The organism is Amycolatopsis sp. Poz14, from assembly GCF_006704225.1.
GTDB classification, from domain to species: Bacteria; Actinomycetota; Actinomycetes; order Mycobacteriales; family Pseudonocardiaceae; genus Amycolatopsis; species Amycolatopsis nivea.
Window position 1 is genome coordinate 1,371,338 of sequence record NZ_JACLHD010000001.1, and the last position, 19,849, is coordinate 1,391,186.

Annotated in this window: 23 protein-coding genes; 10 read left to right on the forward strand and 13 right to left on the reverse strand. The window is 68.9% G+C overall.

Features of this window, described 5'->3' with window-relative positions; all coding sequences use genetic code 11:
• Window positions 1-8: 8 nt before the first annotated feature.
• The 5 genes from FKO37_RS06785 to FKO37_RS06805 are packed head-to-tail and all read right to left on the reverse strand — an operon-like array spanning window position 9 to window position 4,064.
• Window positions 9-752: an SDR family NAD(P)-dependent oxidoreductase gene (locus FKO37_RS06785; RefSeq protein WP_238604000.1), complete on the reverse strand. Its 744-nt coding sequence runs from the start codon at window positions 750-752 to the stop codon at window positions 9-11.
• A complete protein-coding gene (locus FKO37_RS06790) occupies window positions 749-1,252 on the reverse strand; it encodes an aromatic-ring-hydroxylating dioxygenase subunit beta (protein ID WP_238604001.1) in 504 nt (167 codons plus the stop codon). The genes FKO37_RS06785 and FKO37_RS06790 overlap by 4 nt, the downstream gene beginning before the upstream one ends.
• Window positions 1,245-2,516 carry a Rieske 2Fe-2S domain-containing protein gene (locus tag FKO37_RS06795; protein WP_238604002.1) on the reverse strand — a complete coding sequence of 424 codons (1,272 nt, stop codon included), beginning with the start codon at window positions 2,514-2,516 and terminating at the stop codon, window positions 1,245-1,247. Before FKO37_RS06795 ends, FKO37_RS06790 begins: the two co-directional genes overlap by 8 nt.
• A 13-nt stretch (window positions 2,517-2,529) precedes the next feature.
• A complete protein-coding gene (locus FKO37_RS06800; RefSeq protein ID WP_037808097.1) occupies window positions 2,530-2,910 on the reverse strand; it encodes a hypothetical protein in 381 nt (126 codons plus the stop codon).
• A gap of 32 nt (window positions 2,911-2,942) precedes the next feature.
• Entirely contained in the window at window positions 2,943-4,064 is a 1,122-nt protein-coding gene (locus FKO37_RS06805) for an acyl-CoA dehydrogenase family protein (protein WP_134728440.1), read from the reverse strand.
• Between the two features lie 135 nt (window positions 4,065-4,199).
• On the opposite strand from FKO37_RS06805, the gene FKO37_RS06810 reads away from it, so the two are divergent.
• From FKO37_RS06810 to FKO37_RS06825, 4 genes are all read left to right on the forward strand, one after another.
• Entirely contained in the window at window positions 4,200-5,657 is a 1,458-nt protein-coding gene (locus FKO37_RS06810; RefSeq protein WP_037808094.1) for a PAS domain-containing sensor histidine kinase, read from the forward strand.
• Between the two features lie 96 nt (window positions 5,658-5,753).
• Window positions 5,754-6,260, forward strand: a complete 507-nt coding sequence (locus FKO37_RS06815; RefSeq protein ID WP_037808091.1) for a flavin reductase — start codon at window positions 5,754-5,756, stop codon at window positions 6,258-6,260.
• 22 nt (window positions 6,261-6,282) lie between these two features.
• A complete protein-coding gene (locus FKO37_RS06820) occupies window positions 6,283-6,531 on the forward strand; it encodes a hypothetical protein (RefSeq protein WP_051171481.1) in 249 nt (82 codons plus the stop codon).
• Window positions 6,528-7,745 carry an amidase gene (locus FKO37_RS06825; RefSeq protein WP_238604003.1) on the forward strand — a complete coding sequence of 406 codons (1,218 nt, stop codon included), beginning with the start codon at window positions 6,528-6,530 and terminating at the stop codon, window positions 7,743-7,745. The genes FKO37_RS06820 and FKO37_RS06825 overlap by 4 nt, the downstream gene beginning before the upstream one ends.
• Here the strand turns inward: FKO37_RS06825 and FKO37_RS06830 are convergent.
• Both FKO37_RS06830 and FKO37_RS06835 read right to left on the reverse strand, forming a co-directional pair.
• A complete protein-coding gene (locus FKO37_RS06830; protein WP_009084166.1) occupies window positions 7,735-8,349 on the reverse strand; it encodes a response regulator transcription factor in 615 nt (204 codons plus the stop codon). The two genes, FKO37_RS06825 and FKO37_RS06830, sit on opposite strands and share 11 nt — an antisense overlap.
• Window positions 8,346-8,954 (reverse strand): nuclear transport factor 2 family protein, encoded by a 609-nt coding sequence (locus FKO37_RS06835; RefSeq protein WP_238604004.1) that lies wholly within the window; start codon window positions 8,952-8,954, stop codon window positions 8,346-8,348. Before FKO37_RS06835 ends, FKO37_RS06830 begins: the two co-directional genes overlap by 4 nt.
• A 495-nt stretch (window positions 8,955-9,449) precedes the next feature.
• On the opposite strand from FKO37_RS06835, the gene FKO37_RS06840 reads away from it, so the two are divergent.
• Entirely contained in the window at window positions 9,450-9,995 is a 546-nt protein-coding gene (locus FKO37_RS06840; RefSeq protein ID WP_238604005.1) for a TetR/AcrR family transcriptional regulator, read from the forward strand.
• Window positions 9,996-10,446: 451 nt separating this feature from the next.
• Here FKO37_RS06840 and FKO37_RS06845 read toward each other — a convergent pair whose 3' ends face one another.
• Complete coding sequence (locus tag FKO37_RS06845; protein ID WP_037354589.1) at window positions 10,447-10,659, reverse strand: hypothetical protein; 213 nt, start codon at window positions 10,657-10,659, stop codon at window positions 10,447-10,449.
• 326 nt (window positions 10,660-10,985) lie between these two features.
• On the opposite strand from FKO37_RS06845, the gene FKO37_RS06850 reads away from it, so the two are divergent.
• The gene (locus FKO37_RS06850; protein WP_134728437.1) at window positions 10,986-11,540 is read left to right on the forward strand and encodes a hypothetical protein; all 555 of its coding nucleotides are present in this window, start codon (window positions 10,986-10,988) and stop codon (window positions 11,538-11,540) included.
• A 20-nt stretch (window positions 11,541-11,560) separates the two neighbouring features.
• Here the strand turns inward: FKO37_RS06850 and FKO37_RS06855 are convergent, their stop codons facing one another.
• Together FKO37_RS06855 and FKO37_RS06860 are read right to left on the reverse strand one after the other, a co-directional pair.
• Window positions 11,561-12,385, reverse strand: coding sequence for an acyl-CoA thioesterase II (locus tag FKO37_RS06855; RefSeq protein WP_043827210.1), 825 nt, complete (start codon window positions 12,383-12,385; stop codon window positions 11,561-11,563).
• A gap of 21 nt (window positions 12,386-12,406) precedes the next feature.
• Window positions 12,407-13,135, reverse strand: coding sequence for an alpha/beta fold hydrolase (locus FKO37_RS06860; RefSeq protein ID WP_238604006.1), 729 nt, complete (start codon window positions 13,133-13,135; stop codon window positions 12,407-12,409).
• A gap of 47 nt (window positions 13,136-13,182) precedes the next feature.
• On the opposite strand from FKO37_RS06860, the gene FKO37_RS06865 reads away from it, so the two are divergent.
• Window positions 13,183-14,454 carry a cytochrome P450 gene (locus FKO37_RS06865; RefSeq protein WP_238604007.1) on the forward strand — a complete coding sequence of 424 codons (1,272 nt, stop codon included), beginning with the start codon at window positions 13,183-13,185 and terminating at the stop codon, window positions 14,452-14,454.
• 5 nt (window positions 14,455-14,459) lie between these two features.
• On the opposite strand, the gene FKO37_RS06870 is transcribed toward FKO37_RS06865, so the two are convergent.
• Both FKO37_RS06870 and FKO37_RS06875 read right to left on the reverse strand, forming a co-directional pair.
• Window positions 14,460-15,218 (reverse strand): maleylpyruvate isomerase family mycothiol-dependent enzyme, encoded by a 759-nt coding sequence (locus tag FKO37_RS06870; RefSeq protein WP_238604008.1) that lies wholly within the window; start codon window positions 15,216-15,218, stop codon window positions 14,460-14,462.
• Window positions 15,219-15,304: 86 nt separating this feature from the next.
• Window positions 15,305-16,285 (reverse strand): small ribosomal subunit Rsm22 family protein, encoded by a 981-nt coding sequence (locus tag FKO37_RS06875; RefSeq protein ID WP_134728433.1) that lies wholly within the window; start codon window positions 16,283-16,285, stop codon window positions 15,305-15,307.
• 153 nt (window positions 16,286-16,438) lie between these two features.
• On the opposite strand from FKO37_RS06875, the gene FKO37_RS06880 reads away from it, so the two are divergent.
• Genes FKO37_RS06880 through FKO37_RS06890 form a run of 3 tightly spaced genes read left to right on the forward strand, consistent with a single transcriptional unit; the run spans window position 16,439 to window position 18,552 of the window.
• The gene (locus tag FKO37_RS06880) at window positions 16,439-16,864 is read left to right on the forward strand and encodes a YciI family protein (RefSeq protein WP_037808070.1); all 426 of its coding nucleotides are present in this window, start codon (window positions 16,439-16,441) and stop codon (window positions 16,862-16,864) included.
• Window positions 16,864-17,220: a YciI family protein gene (locus FKO37_RS06885; RefSeq protein ID WP_037808068.1), complete on the forward strand. Its 357-nt coding sequence runs from the start codon at window positions 16,864-16,866 to the stop codon at window positions 17,218-17,220. Before FKO37_RS06880 ends, FKO37_RS06885 begins: the two co-directional genes overlap by 1 nt.
• Before the next feature lie 54 nt (window positions 17,221-17,274).
• On the forward strand, window positions 17,275-18,552 hold the full coding sequence (locus FKO37_RS06890; protein ID WP_308196515.1) for an RNA polymerase sigma factor: 1,278 nt from the start codon (window positions 17,275-17,277) through the stop codon (window positions 18,550-18,552).
• 303 nt (window positions 18,553-18,855) lie between these two features.
• On the opposite strand, the gene FKO37_RS06895 is transcribed toward FKO37_RS06890, so the two are convergent.
• Window positions 18,856-19,635 (reverse strand): IclR family transcriptional regulator, encoded by a 780-nt coding sequence (locus FKO37_RS06895; protein ID WP_078870254.1) that lies wholly within the window; start codon window positions 19,633-19,635, stop codon window positions 18,856-18,858.
• Between the last annotated feature and the right edge of the window lie 214 nt (window positions 19,636-19,849).

Below are 19,849 nucleotides of genomic sequence, written 5' to 3' on the forward strand. Positions count from 1 at the left end.
CAAGCGGTTCAGCGCAGGTAAAGGCCGCCGTTGGCGTCCCAGCAGGCCCCGGTGACCGAGGCCGCGCCGGGCGAGGCGAGCAGCGACACCATCCGTGCGATGAACGCCGGGTCGCCGAGCCGTCCGACGGGGATGTTCTTCGTGAAGGCCTCGAGGTTGTCCTCGCCGACGATCGAATGCACCATCGGGCTGTCCAGCGGCCCGGGGGACACGGAGTTCACGGTGACCCCGCGCGAGGCGAGTTCGCGTGCGAACACCTTCGTCGCGGACATGATCGCGCCCTTGGACGACGCGTAGTGCCCGCCGGTCGCGGTGCCGCCGTTCTGGCCTGCCAGCGACGCCATGTTCACGATCCGCCCGTAACCCTGCTCGGCGAAGTACGCGCCGAAGATCTGGCAGGCGGTGAACGTGCCGGTGAAGTTGACCGCGAGGACCGCGTCGAGGTCTTCCGGCGTGATCTCCATCAGCGGGGCCGCCTGGGTGCGGGCCGCGTTGTTGACCAGCACCTGCACGCTGCCGAAATCGCGGACGACGTCGTCCTTCACCTGCGCGAGCGCCGCTCGATCCCGTACGTCGACCTCGTAGCCGCGGCAGTTGCCAAGGGACGCAGCCAGCTTTTCGGCCGCTTCGCCGTTGATGTCCACGATCGCGACGCGGTAGCCCTCGGCGTGCAGTTGCCGCACGATCGCTTCGCCGAGGCCGTTCGCGCCACCCGTGACTACCGCGACGTGCGGCTCCGCCTGCGCGCTCACAGCAGGAATCCCGCGGCCGGAACGGCTTCGTCGCTGTTGACCAGCCGGACGACCTTCAACGCGATCCGGTCGCCTTCGGGACCGTCCGGCGAGAACCGGATGCGGTGCACCAGATCCGCCGCCCACAGGTCGTGGTTGCCGCGCTTGTAGGCGACCAGGACCTGGGCCGAACGCAGCACGACTTCTTCGTCCGAAACGGATTCCGGCACGAAGCGCGACACAGTGCGCACGGTGCGGGCGGAGTCGACGGCGGCGAGCGCGTAGCCCTCGGTCATCCGCGCGACGCGCATCTGCCGCATCCGCGCGTCGTCGTAGACCATGTTCAGCGAACCGGCGAAATCATCGGTTTCCCGGTCGATCGGGATGACGTAAATCCCGTCTTCGGTGAACAGCTTTTCCCACTCGTGGTATTCGGTGCGGTCCAGCAGTTCGGCTTCGCGGTTGACCAGCTCGACGGCCCGCGCGACCCGCACGTCGGTGGTGGGGATGGTTTCAGTCATCGCCCATCATCTCCTTCCACTGGGCGTACGCGGCGCGCATGCCGGTTTCGTCGGTGACGTGCGAGGTCGGCCAGCCTTCGGGGCTCGCCTTTTCCCGCGCGAGCCCGCGGTTGACCAGGATCGGCAGGTCCGGGCCGCCGTGCGCCCCGCGCTGCACGCGGTCCCAGCCCTCGGCGTCGTCGGGCGTGCCGAACCCGAACGGGCCCTGGAAGTGTTCGTGGATGCGCAGCCGTTCGCGGTTGACCACATCCAGTTCCGGCGGCCCGTCGGGACCGATCGCGACGTGCTCGATCAGCGTCTCGTTGACCGAAATCGGCCGCAGCACGCGGAAAAACGCCGCGGACATCGAGACGTTCGGGAACAGGTTGAGGTTGAACCCGGTGCCGTGCATGGCCCGGACCACCTTGCGCACCTGCGCCTCGTCCAGCGTCTTCGACAGCTCGGCCACGACGTGGTCGAATCGGCCCTGCAACGGCTCGGTGCCGTCGTCGACGTCCAGATCGGAGTGCTCCGGCACCATCTGCATGACGCTGTGCCCGTTGCCGAGCGAATGCGTGATCGCCGACGGATCGGTCATGAACGACATCATGTCGGCGGTTTCCGCGTCCACCGAAGCCATCCACGACCGGTGCACGATCGGGAAGTGGTAGCCGTCGGTGGTGTTTTCCAACTGGATCTTCCAGTTGCCGCGGAACTTGAACTGGTGCTTGCCCAGCACCTTGATCGGGTAACCGCCGCCCTGCTTCATGAAGCGGTCGATCCACAGTTTCGCGTCGCCCAGGAAGTCCTCAAGGGACTCGCCGTCCTCGGCGAAGGTCGCGAAAACCATGCCGCCGTAGGATTCGGTGCGCAGTTTCTTCAGCGACAGTTCGCCCTTTTCCAGCACGCCTTCGTAGCCGTCCGGGTACGGGATGCCGCGCAGCTTGCCGTCGAGGCCGTAGCTCCAGGCGTGGTACGGGCAGGTGAAGCCGTTGGCCTTGCCGCTCGGCTTCTCGCACAGGCTCGCACCACGGTGGCGGCAGCGGTTGAGCATCGTGTGCAGCGTGCCCTTGCGGTCCCGCGTCACGATGACCGGCTGTCGGCCGACGTAAGTGGATTTGAAGTTGCCTGGCTGCGCCAATTCGCTTTCGTGCGCGACCCACACCCACGAACGTTCGAAGATCTGCGTCATCTCGCGTTCGAAGATTTCCGGGTCCGTGTAAAGCCGGGCGGCTACGCGGTCGCTCTCCGCGAAATCGGCGGGAACAACGGTGTTCTCAGTCATGAGGTCTCCGATTTCAGTCGGGCAGGTCGACGTCTTCGCGGACGGTCAGCGGACGGCCGATCCGGGCTTCGATCTTGGCGAAGCGCCACAGCTTGACGCCATTGCTGCCGACCTCCGTGGTGCGCAGCAGGTTGCAGCCGGCCTTGACGGTTTCCTGGCTGTCGGCGTCGGCGAGGATGTAGCAGGTCCACGGCCAGCCGTCAGACGGGCCGACCATGTGCGCGTCGTCGTCGATGTCGCCGATGAACGTGATGCCCGGCAACGCTTTCAGCTGGTCCATCATGGACACGAAGGACTGCCAGACGTCGCCGATGGTGATGCCGTCGGCGGGCAGGTCGAAGAAGTTCTGGTTGATGCCGATGCAGAAAAGCACCCGCAGGGGCTGCGTGCTCACAGTCGGAGACTCCTCGTCGTGGTGGTGGCTGGTCAGCGGAAGCCGGGGCTGGTCGGCGGCTGTCCCATGAGAACCGCGCCGGCGGCGTCGTGGATGGCCGGGCCCAGGAACGCATGCTGCTTGGGTACCAGTGCGTCGCCCTGAAGTCCACGCAGCGGGTGCGTCGAGTAGATCGGCGCGGTGCCGGAAATCTCGACGAGCTTCGACACCACCTCGGACGCCGTCTTCGCCAAGTGCGCGGACGAAAGCCGCAGCTGGGCGTTCTGTTCGTCGGTGGCCTCGTCGCCGGAAACGACGGTGTCCCAGACCTCGTGGCTGACCTCGTAGAACCAGGCGCGGGCGGACCGCAGCGCGGCCTCGGCGTCGGCGTACCCGGTGCGGTAGTAGCCGCGGTCGGCGAGCTTCGGCGCACCAGTGACGCCGGTGTAGCCAGCGCCGACCTCACGGGCGTGGTCCAGCGCGGCCCGTGCGACGCCCGCGCCGACGATGGCGAGAACCTGCGCGGCGTAAGCGATTGTGGGATAGCGGTAGAGCGGCTCGTCCACGGTGGGCGCGCCGCCGCGGATGAACGTCCACTCGCGCGGGACCTCGACGTCGCGCACGACCAGGTCGAACGAACCGGTGCCGCGCATGCCGACGACGTCCCATTCCCGCACGATCTCGACCTGGTCGGGCCGCAGCAGCGCGGTGCGCGGTTTCCCGCCGGTCGATTCGTCGCCGGGGATGCCGACGCCGAGGATGTCCGCGCCCATGCAGCCGCTGGCGAACTTCCACCGGCCGTCGACGCGGAAGCCGGTTTCGGTCGCCGGGGCCGGCTGGACCGGGAAAAGCCCGCCGGCGAACGCGACGTCCGGACCGTTCTTGTACAGCTCGGCCTGGGTGTCCAGCGGGAGCGCGGCGAGGTAGATCAGCGACGAGCCGAAGCTGGCGACCCAGCCGGTCGAACCGTCCACTGTGGAAATCCGCTCGATCAGGCGGAGGAATTCGGCGGGCGGGAGCGGGTTGCCGCCGAACTTCGCGGGCGTGCTGGCCCGGTAGACGCCGACCTGCTTGAGCCGGTCGATGAAGTCGCGCGACACGTAGCGCTGCTGCTGGAACTCGTCCTTGCGCGTGGCGAGCTCGGCGAGCACCTCCTCCATGGTGACTTCGCTCATCGCTGCTCCTCAGAATGCCGGTGCGGTCGGTCCGACGGTACGAAGGACGCCGCCGCGCGGGAATTGGTAGTGCCTGAGCGGGCGTAGGGGATTTCTTCAGTGCGAGCCGCCAGCCAGGGGCTTTACCCTGAGCCGATGGAAGCGGACCCGCGCGCGCCCGAGCTGACGACGCACGATTTCGTCGCGATGCTCAACGCCAGCCGCACGTGCGTGCTCGTGCACGACGGCGCGACGAAGAACATCCTGTGGGCCAATCCGGCTGCCTGCGAGATGCTCGAATGGAGCGTCACCGAGCTGCGGCCGCTGAAGGCGAACCACATGAGCAGCTCCGCGCAGCAATACGACCGGGTGATCGGGCGGGCGTGGCTGCAGGAGGCGGTCGAGAAGGGCGTCAGCCGGATCGAATGGCACTACCGCACGAAATCCGGCCGGGTGATCCCGACGGACGCGGTGGCCACGCGGGTCGAGCTGGCCCAGGGGCCGGCGGTGATGGTGCAGTTCCGCGACATCGAACGCGAGCAGGAAATCGAGCGTGAGCTGCGGTTGACCACGTCCTGGGTGGACGCGCTGGCCCGGCAGACGTCGGCGGTCGCGCTGATGCTCGACGGCTCGGGCGAGCTGCGGTTCGCCACGGATTCCGCGGTCGCGCTGTTCGGCGCGACGCCGGATGAGCCGCTGGGCCGGTTGACCGACTACGCCGCTCTGCGTCTCGACGACCGTCCGGCCACTTGGGACGAGGTCCGCGAACGCGCCGTGCCGGCCACTCAAGTTCGGCTGGAAATTCAGGGTCGCGTGTGGCTGGAGGGCAGCGTCGAACGGCTTCGCGAGCCTGGTGGAGACGCGTTTCTGCTGCTGCTCCACGACGTGTCCGAACGCATCCGCGGCGAGGTTCAGCGCGAGCGTGACCTGCACCGGGAGAACTACCTCGCGCGCTACACCGCGATGGGCGACATGGCGATGGCGATCGCGCACGAGCTGAGCCAGCCGCTCGCCGCCGCGGGCAACTTCCTGGCCGGTGTCCGGTCGCGGACGCTCGATGCCGCGCCGGTCGTGTACGGCATCGACAGCGCGGTCCGGCAGATCGAGCGGGCGAGCCAGATCGTGTCGTCCGTGCGCGCGTTCGTCGGGCATCTGGAGCACGTGGAGCAGGTCGCCGACCTCAACGAGATCGTCGAGGAATGCCTGTACTTCGTGCGGTTGCGAGCCGAACCGGCCGCGATCGAGGTGACCTTCGACCGGTCGGCCGAAGCGGTGCCCGTGCACTGCGAACGCGTGCTGACCGGCCAGGTCGTGCTGAACCTGTGCTTCAACGCGATCGAGGAAATGGCCCAGTGCCCGGCGCAGCGGCGCAGCCTGGTGCTCACCACGCGCCGCGACGGCGACACCGGCGTGGTCACCGTGGACGACCGCGGCCGCGGCTTCCCGCGCAACCCGTTCGACGAGTCGTTCACCGCGAAGGAGCGCGGCAGCGGCATCGGACTGGCGCTGAGCCACCGCATCATCACCCGCCAGCACGGGACGATCTGGGCCGAACACCGCGCGGGCGGCGGTTCGCGCTTCGGCTTCGCACTGCCCGCGACCGGCCCGGGTTAGGAATTCTTCAGCTACGCCGGGGAAGTTCTCGATATCCCGGGACCGGTGCGGCTTTGTACGGTCAGAGAAGTCCCGGCCCCAGTCCTAGGAGGCACCGTGTCCGAGCTGACCCGGACCCAGCGCGAATTCCGCACCGCGATGGCCAACCTCTCCGCGGCCGTCAACGTCGTCACCACCGCCGGCCCGCACGGCCTCGCCGGGATGACGGTGAGCGCGGCCTGCTCGGTCACCGACAGCCCGCCGACCGTGCTCGTCTGCGTGAACCGGTCGAGCCGGTCGCACGCGATCCTGGTCGGCAACGGCCAGGTCTGCGTCAACGTCCTCGGCCCCGGCCAGGAAGACCTGGCCATGCACTTCGCCGGCGCGACCAAGGTGCCGACCTCCGAACGCTTCGACCAGGACTGCTGGGACCTCGACAGCGAGGACGCCCCGGTCCTGCGCGGCGCGGCGGCCTCGCTGGTCGGCCGGATCGTCGGCGAACAGGAGCACGGATCGCATTCGGTGCTGTTCGTCGAGATCGAGAAGGTGCTGACCGCGCCGGACAGCGGTGCTTTGGTGTACTTCCAGCGCCGCTTCCACCGGCTTGCCGCACTCAGCGCCTGATCGAGGAGAACCCGTGGACCGGATGACCCTGACCTGCTACAACGACACGCACGGCTACGGCTGGCGGCACGTCGACCTCTTCGTGCACGACGAGCACGGCCGCGAGCTGGACTGGGTGCACTGGCAGGTCCCGGCCGACGGCCCGGACGCCGCCGACGAGGCCACCGCCCGCGTCGAACCGCTGCTGCGCCGGACGTCCGACTGGCGGCACGCGGTCAGCGCGAGCGGCATGGACTACTGGACCGCCGACGCCGCCTGGACCCAGCCGTGACCGGCCCGTGGTCGCTGCGCGCGCTGATCGCCGATCTGACCGCTGGCCGGACGACACCGGAAACCGCGGTGGCGGAGGCCCGCTCGCGGATCGCGGCCGCTTCCTACGACGCTTGGGTTTCGTCGGCTTACGTGCCTGCTTCGCCGGGGCCGCTGGGCGGAGTTCCGTTGGGCGTCAAGGACATCATCGACCTGGCCGGACTTCCGACCCGCTGCGGCTCTGTCCTGCGCGCGGAGGCTCCACCGGCCACTGTGGACGCTTCGATCGTCAGCGAATGGCGTCGGGCAGGCGCGGTGCCGATCGGCAAGACGGTCACCACGGAATTCGCTTTCTTCGCACCCGGTCCCACGGATAATCCCGCGGCACCCGGCCACACCCCAGGCGGTTCCTCGAGCGGTTCTGCCGCTGCAGTTGCTGCTGGACACGTCCCGCTGGCTTTGGGCTCGCAGACCGCTGGCTCGGTTACGCGACCGGCCGCGTTCTGCGGAGTCGCGTCGCTGGTCATGACCCGGGGCCGGTTCCCGGTCGATGGCGTCACCGGCCTGAGCCCGAGCCTGGACAGCCACGGCATGTTCACCGCGACGGTTTCCGACCTGGCCCTGGCCTGGTCAGCGCTGTCGGGGGAGCCGGAGGTCACTGCTTCTTCGGCACCGCGATTGCTGGTGTGGTCCCCGGCTGACGCGAGCCCAGCAATGCAGACCGCGCTCGGCACTGCGGTCTCTCTGCTGCGCGCTGCCGGTGCCGTGGTCGATGAATTCCCGGACCCTGCTCTGGTGCTTGGTTTGACCGCCGCACACCCCGTGGTGATGGCCTACGAAGCCGCGCGGGAACGCTCTGTCGAGCTCGCTTCTGCGGACCGTCTCAGCGCCCCTCTCGCGCAACTGCTGCGTACCGGCGAGGAGATGCCGCGTGCGGAGTACGAGGCCGCGCTGGACGTCGTCGCTTCCGGCGCTGCCCGGCTGGCCGAGCTCGTAACCGGCTACGACGCCGTCCTCACCCCAGCCGCGCTCGGCTCGGCCCCTGCTGGACTGGCGGCGACCGGCGACCCCGTGCTCAGCCGCCCGTGGCAGGCGCTGGGCGTGCCGGTCATCGCCGTCCCGGGCCTGCGCGACGAGGCCGGTTTGCCGCTGGGATTGCAGCTGGTCGGCAGTGCTTCCGGCGAGGCCGCGCTGCTGGGTACGGGTTGTTGGGCGGAGACCGCGCTCAAACGGTGACGCGATGGGTGAGGATGTCGCGGACCAGCGTCCCGAGGCTGTCCGCTGACGTCTTCGCCTTGATCCGCGCCCGATGCACGTCGACAGTTTTGACGCTGGTGCCCAGCCGGTGCGCGATCGCCTGGCTGGGCATCCCGTCGACCACCAGCCGCAGCACCTCGCGCTCGCGCTGAGTCAGAGTGTCGAGCCGAGCCCGGACCGCCTGCCGCTCCGCGTGCTCCGCGAACCGGCGGCGCGCCTCGATGAGCTGGGTCTGAACCACCTCGACCATGCGCTGGGCCTGGTAAGGCTTCTCGAGGAAATCGACCGCCCCCGCGGTGAGCGCACGGACCGACATCGGAATGTCGCCGTGCGCGGAACAGAAGATCAGCGGAGCCGGACAGTCGATTTCCGCGAGCTTTTCCTGCAGCTGAAAACCGCTGATCGCGGGCATGCGCACGTCGACGATCACGACCGCGGGCTCGGCCGGGTCGAATTCGTCGAGGAAGGTCTGGGCGTCCGGATAGGTCAACGCCTGCACGCCGACGCTCTCCAGCAGGAACACCAGGGACTGCCGGAGGTCCTCGTCGTCGTCCACCACGTGCACGACCGGGTCGTCGCTCATGGCTTCATCAGCACCGAGGCCGAGGGATAGTCGCTGGCCCAGCCTTCCGGCAGCGGGGCGATGAAGACGTTTTCGGTGCGCGTGCGGGTGATCCGCCAGGTCTCGCCTACCCGCCGGAACGCGTTGTTCAACCGGCTGGACCGCAGGAGCGCTTTCCCGTCGGAGAACAGCCACGGTTGCATGTGGATCCATTGTCCCGTGGCCTCGTCGCCGTCCACATGGATCTGCTCGGAAGTGAGATAATGGGCGTTCAGGAGAAGTTCGGGGTCTTTCTTCTCGCCCCAGAACCGCTGGAAATGCGCCCGGATAGCCGCGGCGCCCTCGGCCCGCCCGAACTGCCCGTCGTAGTACTCGCCGACGCCCTCCCAGACCGCGTCCTCGGTGTAGAGCTCCATGATGAGATCGATCCGCTCGTCGTCGCCGCCGACGCCGAACTCGGGGCAAGGCGTGTCGCAGAGGAACATGTAGCGCGCCTGCACCCGGCGGATCTCCGCCTCGGCCTCAAGCACCCCGACCCGCCGAACCAGCCCCGCGACAGTCTCCTCCAACGCGGCCACCCGCCGGTCCTGGCTGGCGTCGGACAGTGCGGAGTGCTCGAGAGACATCGTTTTCCTCACTAGGAAGTCGTTGACCGGTTGGCGCTTCGTGCCGGGGTTGGCCTTTCGGTGCGGTTTTCGGCTCGTTGACAGGGTAACCGGACCGCACCGGGCATTGGCAGCTTGTGACCAGCCTCTGCCGGGGTCGGAAGGGTTGTCAATCGAATCGGTGAGTTATGCGTGGCGTGTTTCAACCCGGTGGTGGGGGTTATCAATGGGTTGGCGGACAACGTCTCGGGCGGGCGGGTGTCCTGTTCGGAGTGGCGCGCTGGGATGGCTAGGCCGGGGTTCTTCGTTGTTGCTGGGCGGGGCTGTTTCCTTGCAGGTGGGATCGATGCTGCTCGCGGTCCTTGGGAGTGCTGGTGTTCCCGAGGTGCTCTCAGTCATCGACCGATGGGGGCGCTGTCCTTCCCACGGAGCGTTTGGCCCGCAGATTATGCAGCGCTCGCAGCGTCCGCGATAACGTTGCGGTATGTGCGTTTCCACAGGTACCGGTCACAGGCGATGAGCGCGGCTCAGCGGGCCGACGCCCGGGAGAACCGGGAGCGGATCGTCGAGATCGCCCGCGAGGCGATCGCCTCCACGGGAGAGTTGCGCCTGAACGCGGTCGCCAAGTCGGCCGGAGTCGGGCAGGGAACGCTCTACCGGCACTTCCCCACACGCGAGGACCTGCTCGCCGAGGTGTACCGGCAGGAGGTGGAGGACTTGGTCGCGCTGGCACCGGAACTGCTGGCCGCGTGTGAACCGGTCGAGGCGCTGTCCCGCTGGTTCGACCGGATCGCCGAATACGCACGAGTCAAACGCGGCGTCTTCGCGGCACTGGAAACCGCGGTGTGGAAAGGCCTGTCCGAAGAAAGCCACGGCCCGCTCGGCGACGCCATCACCCTCCTGCTCGACGCCGGAAAAGCCGAAGGATCCATCCGCCCCGACATCGACGCCCGGGACCTGTTCATCTTGTCGGGCTATCTGACGCGCCTGGACGAGGACGAGTGGGATTCCCGCGCTCGGCATCTCCTGGATGTCCTGCTGCAAGGAGTTCTTTCCCGCTGACCCTGGCCGCGGCTGATCGCGCCGAGCGGAGGTCGGCGGGCGGCTTTCCGGTTGGTCGGGCAACGCGGTGGTGCTTGCTTTTCACGCATATCGGTGAGCGACGCGGGTGATTTCTGCTTGCAAGGCAACGGATTCCCGCACTACGGCACCGATCGCGGCGTGGTTGTTGAGCTGCGGCAGGCGCGGTGCAGCGCCCAGGCAGCGATCGCCGCGAATGTGGCACGGCGGATATGCGTGCAGCAAATACGCGGCGTGAGCGGAGCACGTCGTGCCGTGGACAGCACGACGTGAGCACAGCAGCAAGCTCTGCCGAAAAGTTCAGGAAATTCAGCGTGAGATCCGGCCGAAAGCCGGAGCGTCGGACGTGGTGTCCATATTGGACGGGCCGCTCGCGGATGCGGCCGGCCCGGTCTCCCAGATTCCCCAGTGGTGGTGCTGTTGGTGTTGTGGCTCAGGAGGCGACGGCCAGGCGGACCCGGCGGTCGCGAGCGTACGAGACCAGTTCCCGGACCTCGTCGGTGGTGATGATGCGGACTGCGTCTTCCAGGATCTCGGCCGTGGCCACCTGCAGCGGCCAGGAACGCAGGCCGGGAGCGGGTTCGTGCCAGAACCACTGGCCTTGGGCGAGATCTTCGGCGGCGACGGTGGGTTCGTCGGTGTTCATGCCTGCAGCCTAACTTGCACCACCGACAGAAAATCGCTCTACCGGACATCCCGGGACAACCCTGGAGGAAGCGCAAGAAGTGAATGCGGATTCCGGGATAATTCCTGCTGGTCGGGAGGATGCGCGCGGGCCGACGGGTGGCGTGGGTCACGCGGCCTCCCGGGCTGGCGGGTGGGTTACGGGCCGGGTGCGAAAGTAAGGGGCGGTGACCTGGTCCCGCCCTGCGGCGGGTTCGGGTGGATTTTGCACGGTCGGACGGCCTGCCCTAGGCTTCGCCGGTCACCGCGCACACACCGGGGGTTTCCGGGACGAGAGGAACGGTGCGAATGGCTTTGCGCGACCCCGAGGCGTACCGCGACGTCGATCTGCCGACGATTCTCCGGATGGAGCGGCGGCTTCCCTGGTACGGCTGGCCGCACCTGCCGTTGGGGCTGCTGGTCTGCGTGGCCGCGATCCTCGCCGCCTACCGGGTTCCGGTTTCGTATCACCTGACTACCGCGCTGGTCGCGGGCGGCGGGGTGGTCGGCGGGTTTTCCGGGTACGGCTGCGGGCTGGTCATGGTCAGCACGCCGGGGTTGGTCCAGACCGGCTACCTGAACTGGCGGCGCACGCGGGTGCTGCGGGTGTTGCTCATCGTGCTGGGCGGGTTGTCCGCGGCGTCGATGGTGGTCGTGGTCGCGTGCCACATTTCGTTGCTGGCCGGTGCTTCCGACCAGCATCCGTTCCGGCTTTCGGTGCAGGCCGGGTTGTATTTGGTGCTCGTCGTAGCGAACACCGTTCTCGCCGGGCTCGAGGCGTGGCAGTTGTCGAAGGTGCTGCGCGAGCCGGTTGCCGAGGTTGCCGCGGAGCCTGCCGGGCCGGTGCGGGTTCGGCTTGGCTGAACTGTCTACATCGGACTGAGTCAGCGCCTGCGCAGCAGCACTTCCTGGGTCACTGAGGCGACGAGCCGTCCGTCGGTGGTGAAGAATTCGCCGTGGGTCAGGCCTCGGGTGTTCGCGTAGCTGGGGCTTTCCATGTCGAACAGCAGCCATTCGTCCGCGCGGAACGGGCGGTGGAACCACACCGCGTGGTCAAGCGACGTCAGCTGCGGTTCGCCCGGGTCGTCGCGGTGGGGCAGCAGCGCGGTGCCTGCCAGTCGGATGTCGGAGATGTAGGTGAGCGCGCAGACGTGCGCCAGCGGGGCGTCCGGCAGCGCGTCTTTCGCCCGGACCCAGATTTGCTGACGCGGGCCGCGGCCGGTGTCGGGGAGGCCGGTTTCCGGGCTGCTGACGAAGCGGACCTCGATGGCGGACAGGACGATCGGCGAGCGGTCCTGCTCGACGACGCCCGCCTCGTCCGGGGCGGGGACGTCCGGCATCCGCGCCTGGTGTGCACTGCTGTCCGCCTCGGTCTGGAACGACGCGGACAGGCTGAAAATGCTCTCGCCGTTCTGGATCGCGACGACCCGGCGCGTGGTGAACGAACCGCCGTCCCGAGTGCGCTCGACCTCGTAGATGATCGGCATGTCGGTGCGCCCGCCGCGGATGAAATAGCCGTGCAGCGAGTGCACGTGCCGCGCCGCGGGCACGGTCGCGCCGGCCGCGGTGAGCGCCTGCGCCGCGACCTGACCGCCGAACGCCCGCTGCGGCGAACCCTGGTGGCACCAGCCGCGGAACAGGTTCAGCTCGAGCGGTTCGAGCTTCAGCAGCTGGTCTAGCCCGGTCCGGGTCGGATCGATCGTCGTCACCCGGCCAGTCTAAGCGCCTGCTCAGTCGCTTCGCGGGGTGAGCAGCGCCGCCACCGCGGCCGGGTCCTCGACGTGCGCGTTGTGCCCGACCCCGGACAGGACCACTGCCTCGGGAACAAGGGCCCGCAGCTGCTCGGGACGGCACATTGGATCGTTCTCCCCGGTGGCGAGCACCACAGGGCAGCGCGCCGCCGCCAGCAGGCTCGGCATGTCCGGACGGCCGACGCCGAAGGTGGGCGAGTCCAGGGCCAGCCGCCAGCCGTCCGCGGTTTCGGTGACGCCGTCTGGGTCGGCCGGGGCCAAGCCGGTCAGCCCAGCGATCTTCAGATAGGCGGTTTCAGCCTCCTCTCGAGTGGTGAACAGCCGCGGCGGACGGGTTGCCATCGCGGCGGCACGGGCCAGGTCGTCTTCGCTCCATTCGACCTTGATGCCCACCGCCAGCACGCTGCTGACGTCGAGCCCGTAGCGGCCGCTCGCGAGCTCCAGCGCGACGACCCCGCCGAGCGAATGGCCGAGGACGGCGACCGGGCCGGGCTCGTCCAGCGCGTCGGCGACCGCGGCCGCGAGCGCTTCGAACGTGTACTCGGGCAGCCGTGACGAGCCGCCGTGGCCGGGCAGGTCCGGTGCGAGCAGCCGCTGGTCGAGCAGGCCGGCGAGGCGGTCCCAGACCGTGCCGGTGGCGCCGAGCCCGTGCAGGAGCAGGACCGGCGGTTCGCCTTGTCCGGTGACGCGCAGCTTCAGCTTTTCCACCGGACGGATCTTTCCGCAGGCGGCGGTCTCGGGGCTAGGGTCGGAACGTGTCGAGTGCTGTCATCGCCGACCCGGACACCTACGTCACGGGCGTGCCATACGACCTGCTTGCCCTTCTGCGCCGGGAAACGCCGGTGACGCGGATCGGCGACTTCTGGGCGGTGCTCCGCCACGCCGACGTGCGGCACGTGCTCCGCACCCCTGCGGTGTTTTCGTCGCAGCTCGGCGGCACGCAGATCCGCGACCCGGCCAGCGCGGAGGATCTGCGGTACGTGCGCCGGATGATGCTCAACATGGACCCGCCCGAGCACGGCAGGCTGCGCGGGCTGCTCACGAAGGCGTTCACCCCGCGCGCGGTCGGCCGGATCACGGAGCGGATCGAAGGCTGGGCACAGGATCTCGTCGCGGCGGTGGCCGATCGCGGCGAATGCGATTTCGCCAAGGACATCGCCGCCGATCTGCCGTTGCTCACGCTCGCCGAGGTGTTCGGCGTGCCTGAACAGGATCGCCGGCTGATGTTCGACTGGAGCAACCGCGTGATCGGCTTCCAGGACGCCGAATACGCGGTGAGCGCGACTGTCAACGCCGACGACGTCACCGACCTCGCCCGGGCCGCACTGGCCGTGCGTCCGGAACCCGGCCCGGACGGCCAGATGCCGGATCCGCGCAGCCGCGCCGGAATGCCGGACCTCTACGCCTACGCGCACGCGCTTGGCGAGCACAAACGCGAGCACCCCGGCGACGACGTGATGAGCAACCTGATGCATTACGTGGACGACGACGGCGGCCGCGTGTCGATCGAGGAGTTCGAGAACCTTTTCTGGCTGTTTTCCGTAGCGGGCAACGAGACCCTGCGCAACGGTCTGCCCGGCGGGATGGCCGCGTTGCTCGCGCATCCCGAGCAGTACCGCAAGCTTCTCGACGACCGCAGCCTGCTTCCCGGCGCGGTCGAAGAGATGCTGCGCTGGCACACGCCGGTGATGCACTTCCGCCGCACCGCGACCCAGGACACTCGACTGTCCGATGTGGACATCAAGGCCGGGGACAAGGTCGTGGTGTGGTTCTCCTCGGCCAACCGCGACGAGACTGTCTTTCCCGATCCGGACGCGTTCGACGTGACGCGCGCGCCGAGCGAGCATCTGACGTTCGGCCACGGCCCGCATTTCTGCCTCGGTTCGCACCTCGCGCGGATGCAGATGCGCGCGTTGTTCGCGGCGGTGTTCGACCAGCTCGGCGAGGTCCGTCTCTCGGGCGAACCCCGCCGGCTGCGGTCGAACTTCCAGAACGGGATCAAGAGCCTCCCGATCCGCTGGGACTGACCGGCTCAGCCGAACCCGACGAGCGAAAGCCAGCGGTCCAGGTATTCCGTGTCGCCGGTGCGGTGCGCGATCTCCGGCGACAGCCTGCCGTAGACCATCAGCAGCAGGTCGCCCAGCGGCGCGGACGCGGTGGCCGCCGCGTGCGCCGGCGGACCCGGATGCCACGCCAGCTGATCGCCGGTGAGGTCGACCGTCCAGGACGCCGCGTGGTCGGTCGGCGCGAGGTGGATCGTGCGGTCCGGGCCGAGCAGTTCGCGGCGTTGGGGTACGTACTCCAGCAATTGCGGCAGCGACCCGAGCTCCAGCCATTCCTCCATCGCATCGTGCGCGACTTCCGGCGCGACAGTGAATTCCCCGCCCGCGGCCAATGTCGCGTCGGCACGGTGGATCAGCGTCTCGTTCATGAACCGGCGCGCGTAGAACGCCGCTCGCGGCGGTCCATTCGGGACCGGCGTGAACACCTCCGCGTCCGGCCCCGCTTCGCGCAGGGTCGCCACCAGCGCCTTCGCCCCGTCCATGAGCCACGACGCCGGTTGCGGGGTGCTCACCGGGTTCTGGAGCCGGTCCTCCGGCAGCCAGTGGTCGGCCCGCGTCCGCACGGTCTCTTCCGCCCACCGGTGCCCGGTGCTGACGTGATCGAGCAACTGTCCGAGATCCCACTCCGGGCACGCCGCGACCCGCACCGTGCGGTCCGCGCCTTCGACGGCCGCGGCGAGCAGTTCCGTCTGCCGCAGGATCTCGGCGCAACGCTCGTGGAAGTCCATGTGGTGTCCTCTCCGGTTCAGATCCGCTGACACCAGACAGTCGGAGCCGACTCAGCCATCCGGACACCGCGGCGGGAGAACCCGGGTTATTCCACGCTCCAGGCGTCTCCCCATTCCGCGTCGCGAGCGGCGCGGTACCGCACGCCGTGCCGCTTCGACACGACGGTGCCGGGCGCGAGCCCGTCGGCGGTGCAGAGGTCGAGTTGCACGAACCCCTTGTGCTTGCGCGGATGCCGGATGATCCGGGCCGACGGACGGTCGACCGGTGCCGACGTGGCCGCCACGTACGAGAACTTCTCGTCCTCGAATCCCAGAGTGCCGGATTTGATCCGCCGGTGCACCCCGCTTCGGGGAAGCCGTGCGGAGAAATGGCACCAGTCCTCGCCCGGTTTGATCGGGCAGGCGTCATCGTGCGGGCACGGCGCCACCACGCTGCGGCCCATCTCGCGCAGGACTTCGCGAGCCTCGCGGATCCGCGCGAACCCCGCTGGCGTGCCGGGCTCGATGAGCACGACCGTGCCAGCCTTCGCGGCGAGCCACTGGACGACGTCGGCACGGCCGCGTTCGGGAAGCTCGCCGAGGACGTACGAGAGCGTGACCAGATCGGCCTCCGGCGCCGCGGACGCGGAATCGACCAGTCCGCGCTGCCAGACCGCGGTGCGGACGGCCGGCTCGTCGGCGTTCGCCGCCAGCTTGCGTCCCAGCGCCAGCGCGGCCGCCACCTGCTCCAGGACAGTGCACTTCTCCAGCGACGGCCAGACGTCGGCCGCGGCCCACACCGCTGCTCCGGTGCCGCCGCCGATGTCGACGTGCGTCTTCGGGACGAAACCGGGCGCGGCGGCAGCCACCTCGCCCAGCACCGCGCTGACCGCCGCGTACGTCGCCGGCATCCGGTACCCGGCGTACGCGGCGACATCCAGCTCCGAAGAGAGGATCGGCGAGGTCGCCGAGTCACCTTGTCGATAACGCTTGCTGAGCCGGTCCACGGCCTGTGCGAGCCGGGATTCGGGGAACCGGGCCAGCTCGTCGTCGAGCGCGGCGCGGAGAGCTTCGGGGAGTACTGCCACGGACAACGATTCTCCCACGCCCGATTTGTCCCCCGAGGTTCGCCTGACCTGCTAGTTTCGCGATCAGAAAAAAAGTTCGCGGACCTTGTCGATCCGGACGCGGCCCGTTCGACGCAGTGGTGGAAGCAAGCTGAGAGCGAAGGGGAACCGAAGATGCGATTCATGGTGATCATGAAGGCCAGCGAAGAGAGCGAAGCGGGCCAGATGCCCAGCACCGAGCTGCTCGCCGAGATGGGCAAGTTCAACGAGGAACTCGTGAAGGCCGGCGTGATGCTCGCGGGCGAGGGGCTGGCTCCCAGCTCCGAGGGCGCCCGGGTGAAGTTCTCCGGGGACAGCGAGCCCAGCGTGGTCGACGGCCCGTTCGCCGAGACCAAGGAGCTGATCGCCGGGTTCTGGATCCTCCAGGTCCGTTCGCTCGAGGAAGCCGTGGAGTGGATCAAGCGGGTGCCCAACACCGACGGCGCGCACCACGAGATCGAGATCCGGCGGATCTTCGACGCCGAGGACTTCGGCGACAACCTCACGCCGGAACTGCGCGAGGCCGAGGAGAAGCTGCGCGAGCAGGCCGCGAAGAACTGATGCGGTTCATGGTGCTGGTGAAGGCCAGCGAGGAATCCGAAGCGGGAGCCGCGCCCAGCGCCGAATTGATCGAGCAGATGGGCCGGTTCAACGAGGAACTCGCCGAATCCGGTCACCTCGTGCAGGCGGCCGGGCTGACGCCCAGCGCGGAAGGCGCCCGGCTGCTGTGGTTCGACGGCGAGGCGGAGCCGAGCGTGGTCGACGGCCCGTTCGCCGAGACCAAGGAACTCGTCGCGGGCGTGTGGATTCTGGAGGGGGAGTCGCTCGCCGAAATCGTCGAGTTGATGAAGCGGGCGCCCAATCCGGACCGGCAGGCAGGCACCGTCGAGATCCGTCCGATGTCCGGCGAGCTGTGACGCCGTGCCCGCCCTAGGGTTGCCTCGGGCGGGCCGGGCCGGTCTGATGGGCCGGTGGACACGCGAAGTGCGGTAGAGGCCGTTTGGCGGATCGAGTCGGCGAGGGTGATCGCCGGTCTCGCGCGGATGACCCGCGACGTGGGCCTCGCCGAGGAGCTGGCGCAAGACGCGCTCGTCGCCGCGCTCGAGCAGTGGCCGGAAACCGGGGTGCCGCGCAACCCGGGCGCCTGGCTGATGACGATCGCGAAGCGGCGGGCCATCGACCTGTTCCGGCGGAACGAAACCCTCGGCCGCAAGCTGGACGAGATCGGCCGGGAAGCCGAACAGCTCGGCGAGGGCGTGCTGCCGGACTTCGACGCCGTGCTCGACGACGAGCAGATCGAGGACGACCTGCTGCGGCTGGTGTTCACCGCGTGCCATCCGGTGCTGTCCACCCAGGCGCGGGTGGCGCTCACGCTGCGCATGCTCGGCGGGCTCAGCACCGACGAGATCGCCCGCGCGTTCCTGGTGAAGGAATCCACTGTCGCGCAACGCATCGTGCGGGCGAAGAAGACGCTCGCCGAGGCCAAGGTGCCGTTCGAAACGCCGGTCGGCGACGAACGCGTGGCGCGGGTACCGGCCGTGCTCGAAGTGATCTACCTGATCTTCAACGAGGGCTACTCCGCCACGCGCGGCGACGACTGGATGCGGCCCGCGCTGTGCGAGGACGCGTTGCGGCTCGGCCGGGTGCTGGCCGGACTGATGCCCGGCGAACCGGAAGTGCACGGACTGGTCGCGCTGATGGAAATCCAGGCGTCGCGCTCGGCGGCGCGCACCGGCCCGAACGGCGAACCGGTGCTGCTGATGGACCAGGACCGCAGCCGCTGGGACCGCCTGCTGATCCAGCGCGGCCTCACCGCGCTGGCCCGGTCCGAACGGCTCGCGGACGGCACGTACGGGCCGTATTCCGCGCAGGCCGCGATCGCCGCGTGCCACGCCGTCGCGGTCGCGCCGGAAGAGACCGACTGGGCGCGGATCGCGGCCCTGTACGCGGGCCTTGCGCAGCTCACGCCGTCTCCGGTGATCGAGCTGAACCGGGCCGTCGCGGTCTCGATGGCCGAGGGGCCGGAAGCCGGGCTCGCGCTGGTGGACAAATTGCTGACTGAGCCCGCGCTGAAGAACTACCACCTGCTGCCGAGCGTGCGCGGCGATTTTCTGTACAAATTGGGCCGCCGGGAGGAGGCGCGCGCCGAGTTCGAGCGCGCGGCGAAGATGACCGGCAACGAACGGGAGCGCGTGCTGCTGCTGGGGCGAGCCGAGTCGTGCAGCAAGCTGGAAGCGGGAACGAGGTAGCGGGGCACTGTGCGGTGCGGCAGTGATCGACATGCCCGCAACGGTCCACCACCACGCCGACAATTCCCGCCGTCGCCACCAGCCATCCCCAGGGTTGTCCACAAGTCGACACGCCTGTGGACAACCTGTTTCCGCAGGTAGCGAAGACGGAAACCGGCCGCCCGACCCGATCCGGTGAAAGGCGGCATGCCTCGGCCGTCCGGGGCGCTCATCCGACGTCTCAGCTCCGATGGAATGAGACGACTCGTACTGCCGCCGCGAGGATCCGCGACTAGCCGGTCTCCGCGGCTAAAACCGAAAGCCTCAGCGGTTCCGGACGTACCCCAGCCGCATCGACAACGCGGCCGCGGTCCCGGCGACCGTCGCGCCCAGTTCGTCCGCCCGGCGCATCACCCGGGGAGCCGGCCCGGCGACGCTGATCGCCGCGATCGGACGGCCCGAGTGGTCCCGCACGGCCGCTGCGACGCAGCCGACGTCCGGCTCGTTCTCCAGGTCGTCGACGGCCCAGCCGCGCCGCCGGGTGCGCGCCAGTTCGTCCAGCAACCGGACCGGGTCGTTGATGGTCTTGAGGGTGAGGCTGTCCAGCTTCATCCGGCGCACGCGCTCCACCCGGTCGGCCTCCGGCAACGCGGCCAGCCAGGCCTTGCCCAGCGACGTCGCGTGCTGCGGCCGTCGAGTGCCGAGCCGGCAGGACAGCGTGACGGCACTGGCGCTGCGTTCGGTCGCGACGTAGACCATCGCGTCGTTGTCCGGCACCGCGAGGTACGTCGTCTCCCCGGACCGCTCGGCCAGCGCGGTGAGATACCGCGGCGCGCAGCGGTGCAGGTCGGTCGCCGCCATCGCGCGGGCGCCCAGTTCGACCAGCCGGGTGCCGAGCCGCACGCGTCCGGTGACGGTGTCGGCCTCCAGGTACTCCAGCCGCTTCAGCGTGCCGACGATCCGGTAGGCGGCGCTGCGGGACAAACCCAGTTGCCGGGCGAGCGCGTTCGTGGAAATTTCCTGGTGCTGCCCGACGTGTTCGAGCACCGCCAGCCCGCGCTCCAGGGTGCCGCTTTGGTCCAGCCCGCGTACTGCTGCGTCCACGTTCGCCCTCCGCCTGTCGCTCTGCGTTCCCGGTCACCGGTGCGTGGTGCCATCAAGCGGGGTTGGACGCTAACACCTCCGATGTATGGACGGAAGATCTTGACCGAACTCTGTCATTGTGCAAGGTCAAGGTTGCGCCGAATGGTTCAACCTCCGATCGGTAAGAGTGCTTACAAAGGGTAACGGAGACTGGAGTCACCCTCTCAGGAAAATC

Bases quoted from the DNA above. Each gene is read 5' to 3' on its own strand.
- FKO37_RS06795 (WP_238604002.1), bottom strand. From the start codon at position 2,516: ATGACTGAGAACACCGTTGTTCCCGCCGATTTCGCGGAGAGCGACCGC.
- FKO37_RS06830 (WP_009084166.1), bottom strand. From the start codon at position 8,349: ATGAGCGACGACCCGGTCGTGCACGTGGTGGACGACGACGAGGACCTC.
- FKO37_RS06880 (WP_037808070.1), top strand. From the start codon at position 16,439: ATGCGATTCATGGTGATCATGAAGGCCAGCGAAGAGAGCGAAGCGGGC.
- FKO37_RS06810 (WP_037808094.1), top strand. From the start codon at position 4,200: ATGGAAGCGGACCCGCGCGCGCCCGAGCTGACGACGCACGATTTCGTC.
- FKO37_RS06845 (WP_037354589.1), bottom strand. From the start codon at position 10,659: ATGAACACCGACGAACCCACCGTCGCCGCCGAAGATCTCGCCCAAGGC.
- FKO37_RS06835 (WP_238604004.1), bottom strand. From the start codon at position 8,954: ATGTCTCTCGAGCACTCCGCACTGTCCGACGCCAGCCAGGACCGGCGG.
- FKO37_RS06850 (WP_134728437.1), top strand. From the start codon at position 10,986: ATGGCTTTGCGCGACCCCGAGGCGTACCGCGACGTCGATCTGCCGACG.
- FKO37_RS06790 (WP_238604001.1), bottom strand. From the start codon at position 1,252: ATGACTGAAACCATCCCCACCACCGACGTGCGGGTCGCGCGGGCCGTC.
- FKO37_RS06885 (WP_037808068.1), top strand. From the start codon at position 16,864: ATGCGGTTCATGGTGCTGGTGAAGGCCAGCGAGGAATCCGAAGCGGGA.
- FKO37_RS06820 (WP_051171481.1), top strand. From the start codon at position 6,283: ATGACCCTGACCTGCTACAACGACACGCACGGCTACGGCTGGCGGCAC.
- FKO37_RS06840 (WP_238604005.1), top strand. From the start codon at position 9,450: ATGAGCGCGGCTCAGCGGGCCGACGCCCGGGAGAACCGGGAGCGGATC.
- FKO37_RS06870 (WP_238604008.1), bottom strand. From the start codon at position 15,218: ATGGACTTCCACGAGCGTTGCGCCGAGATCCTGCGGCAGACGGAACTG.
- FKO37_RS06805 (WP_134728440.1), bottom strand. From the start codon at position 4,064: ATGAGCGAAGTCACCATGGAGGAGGTGCTCGCCGAGCTCGCCACGCGC.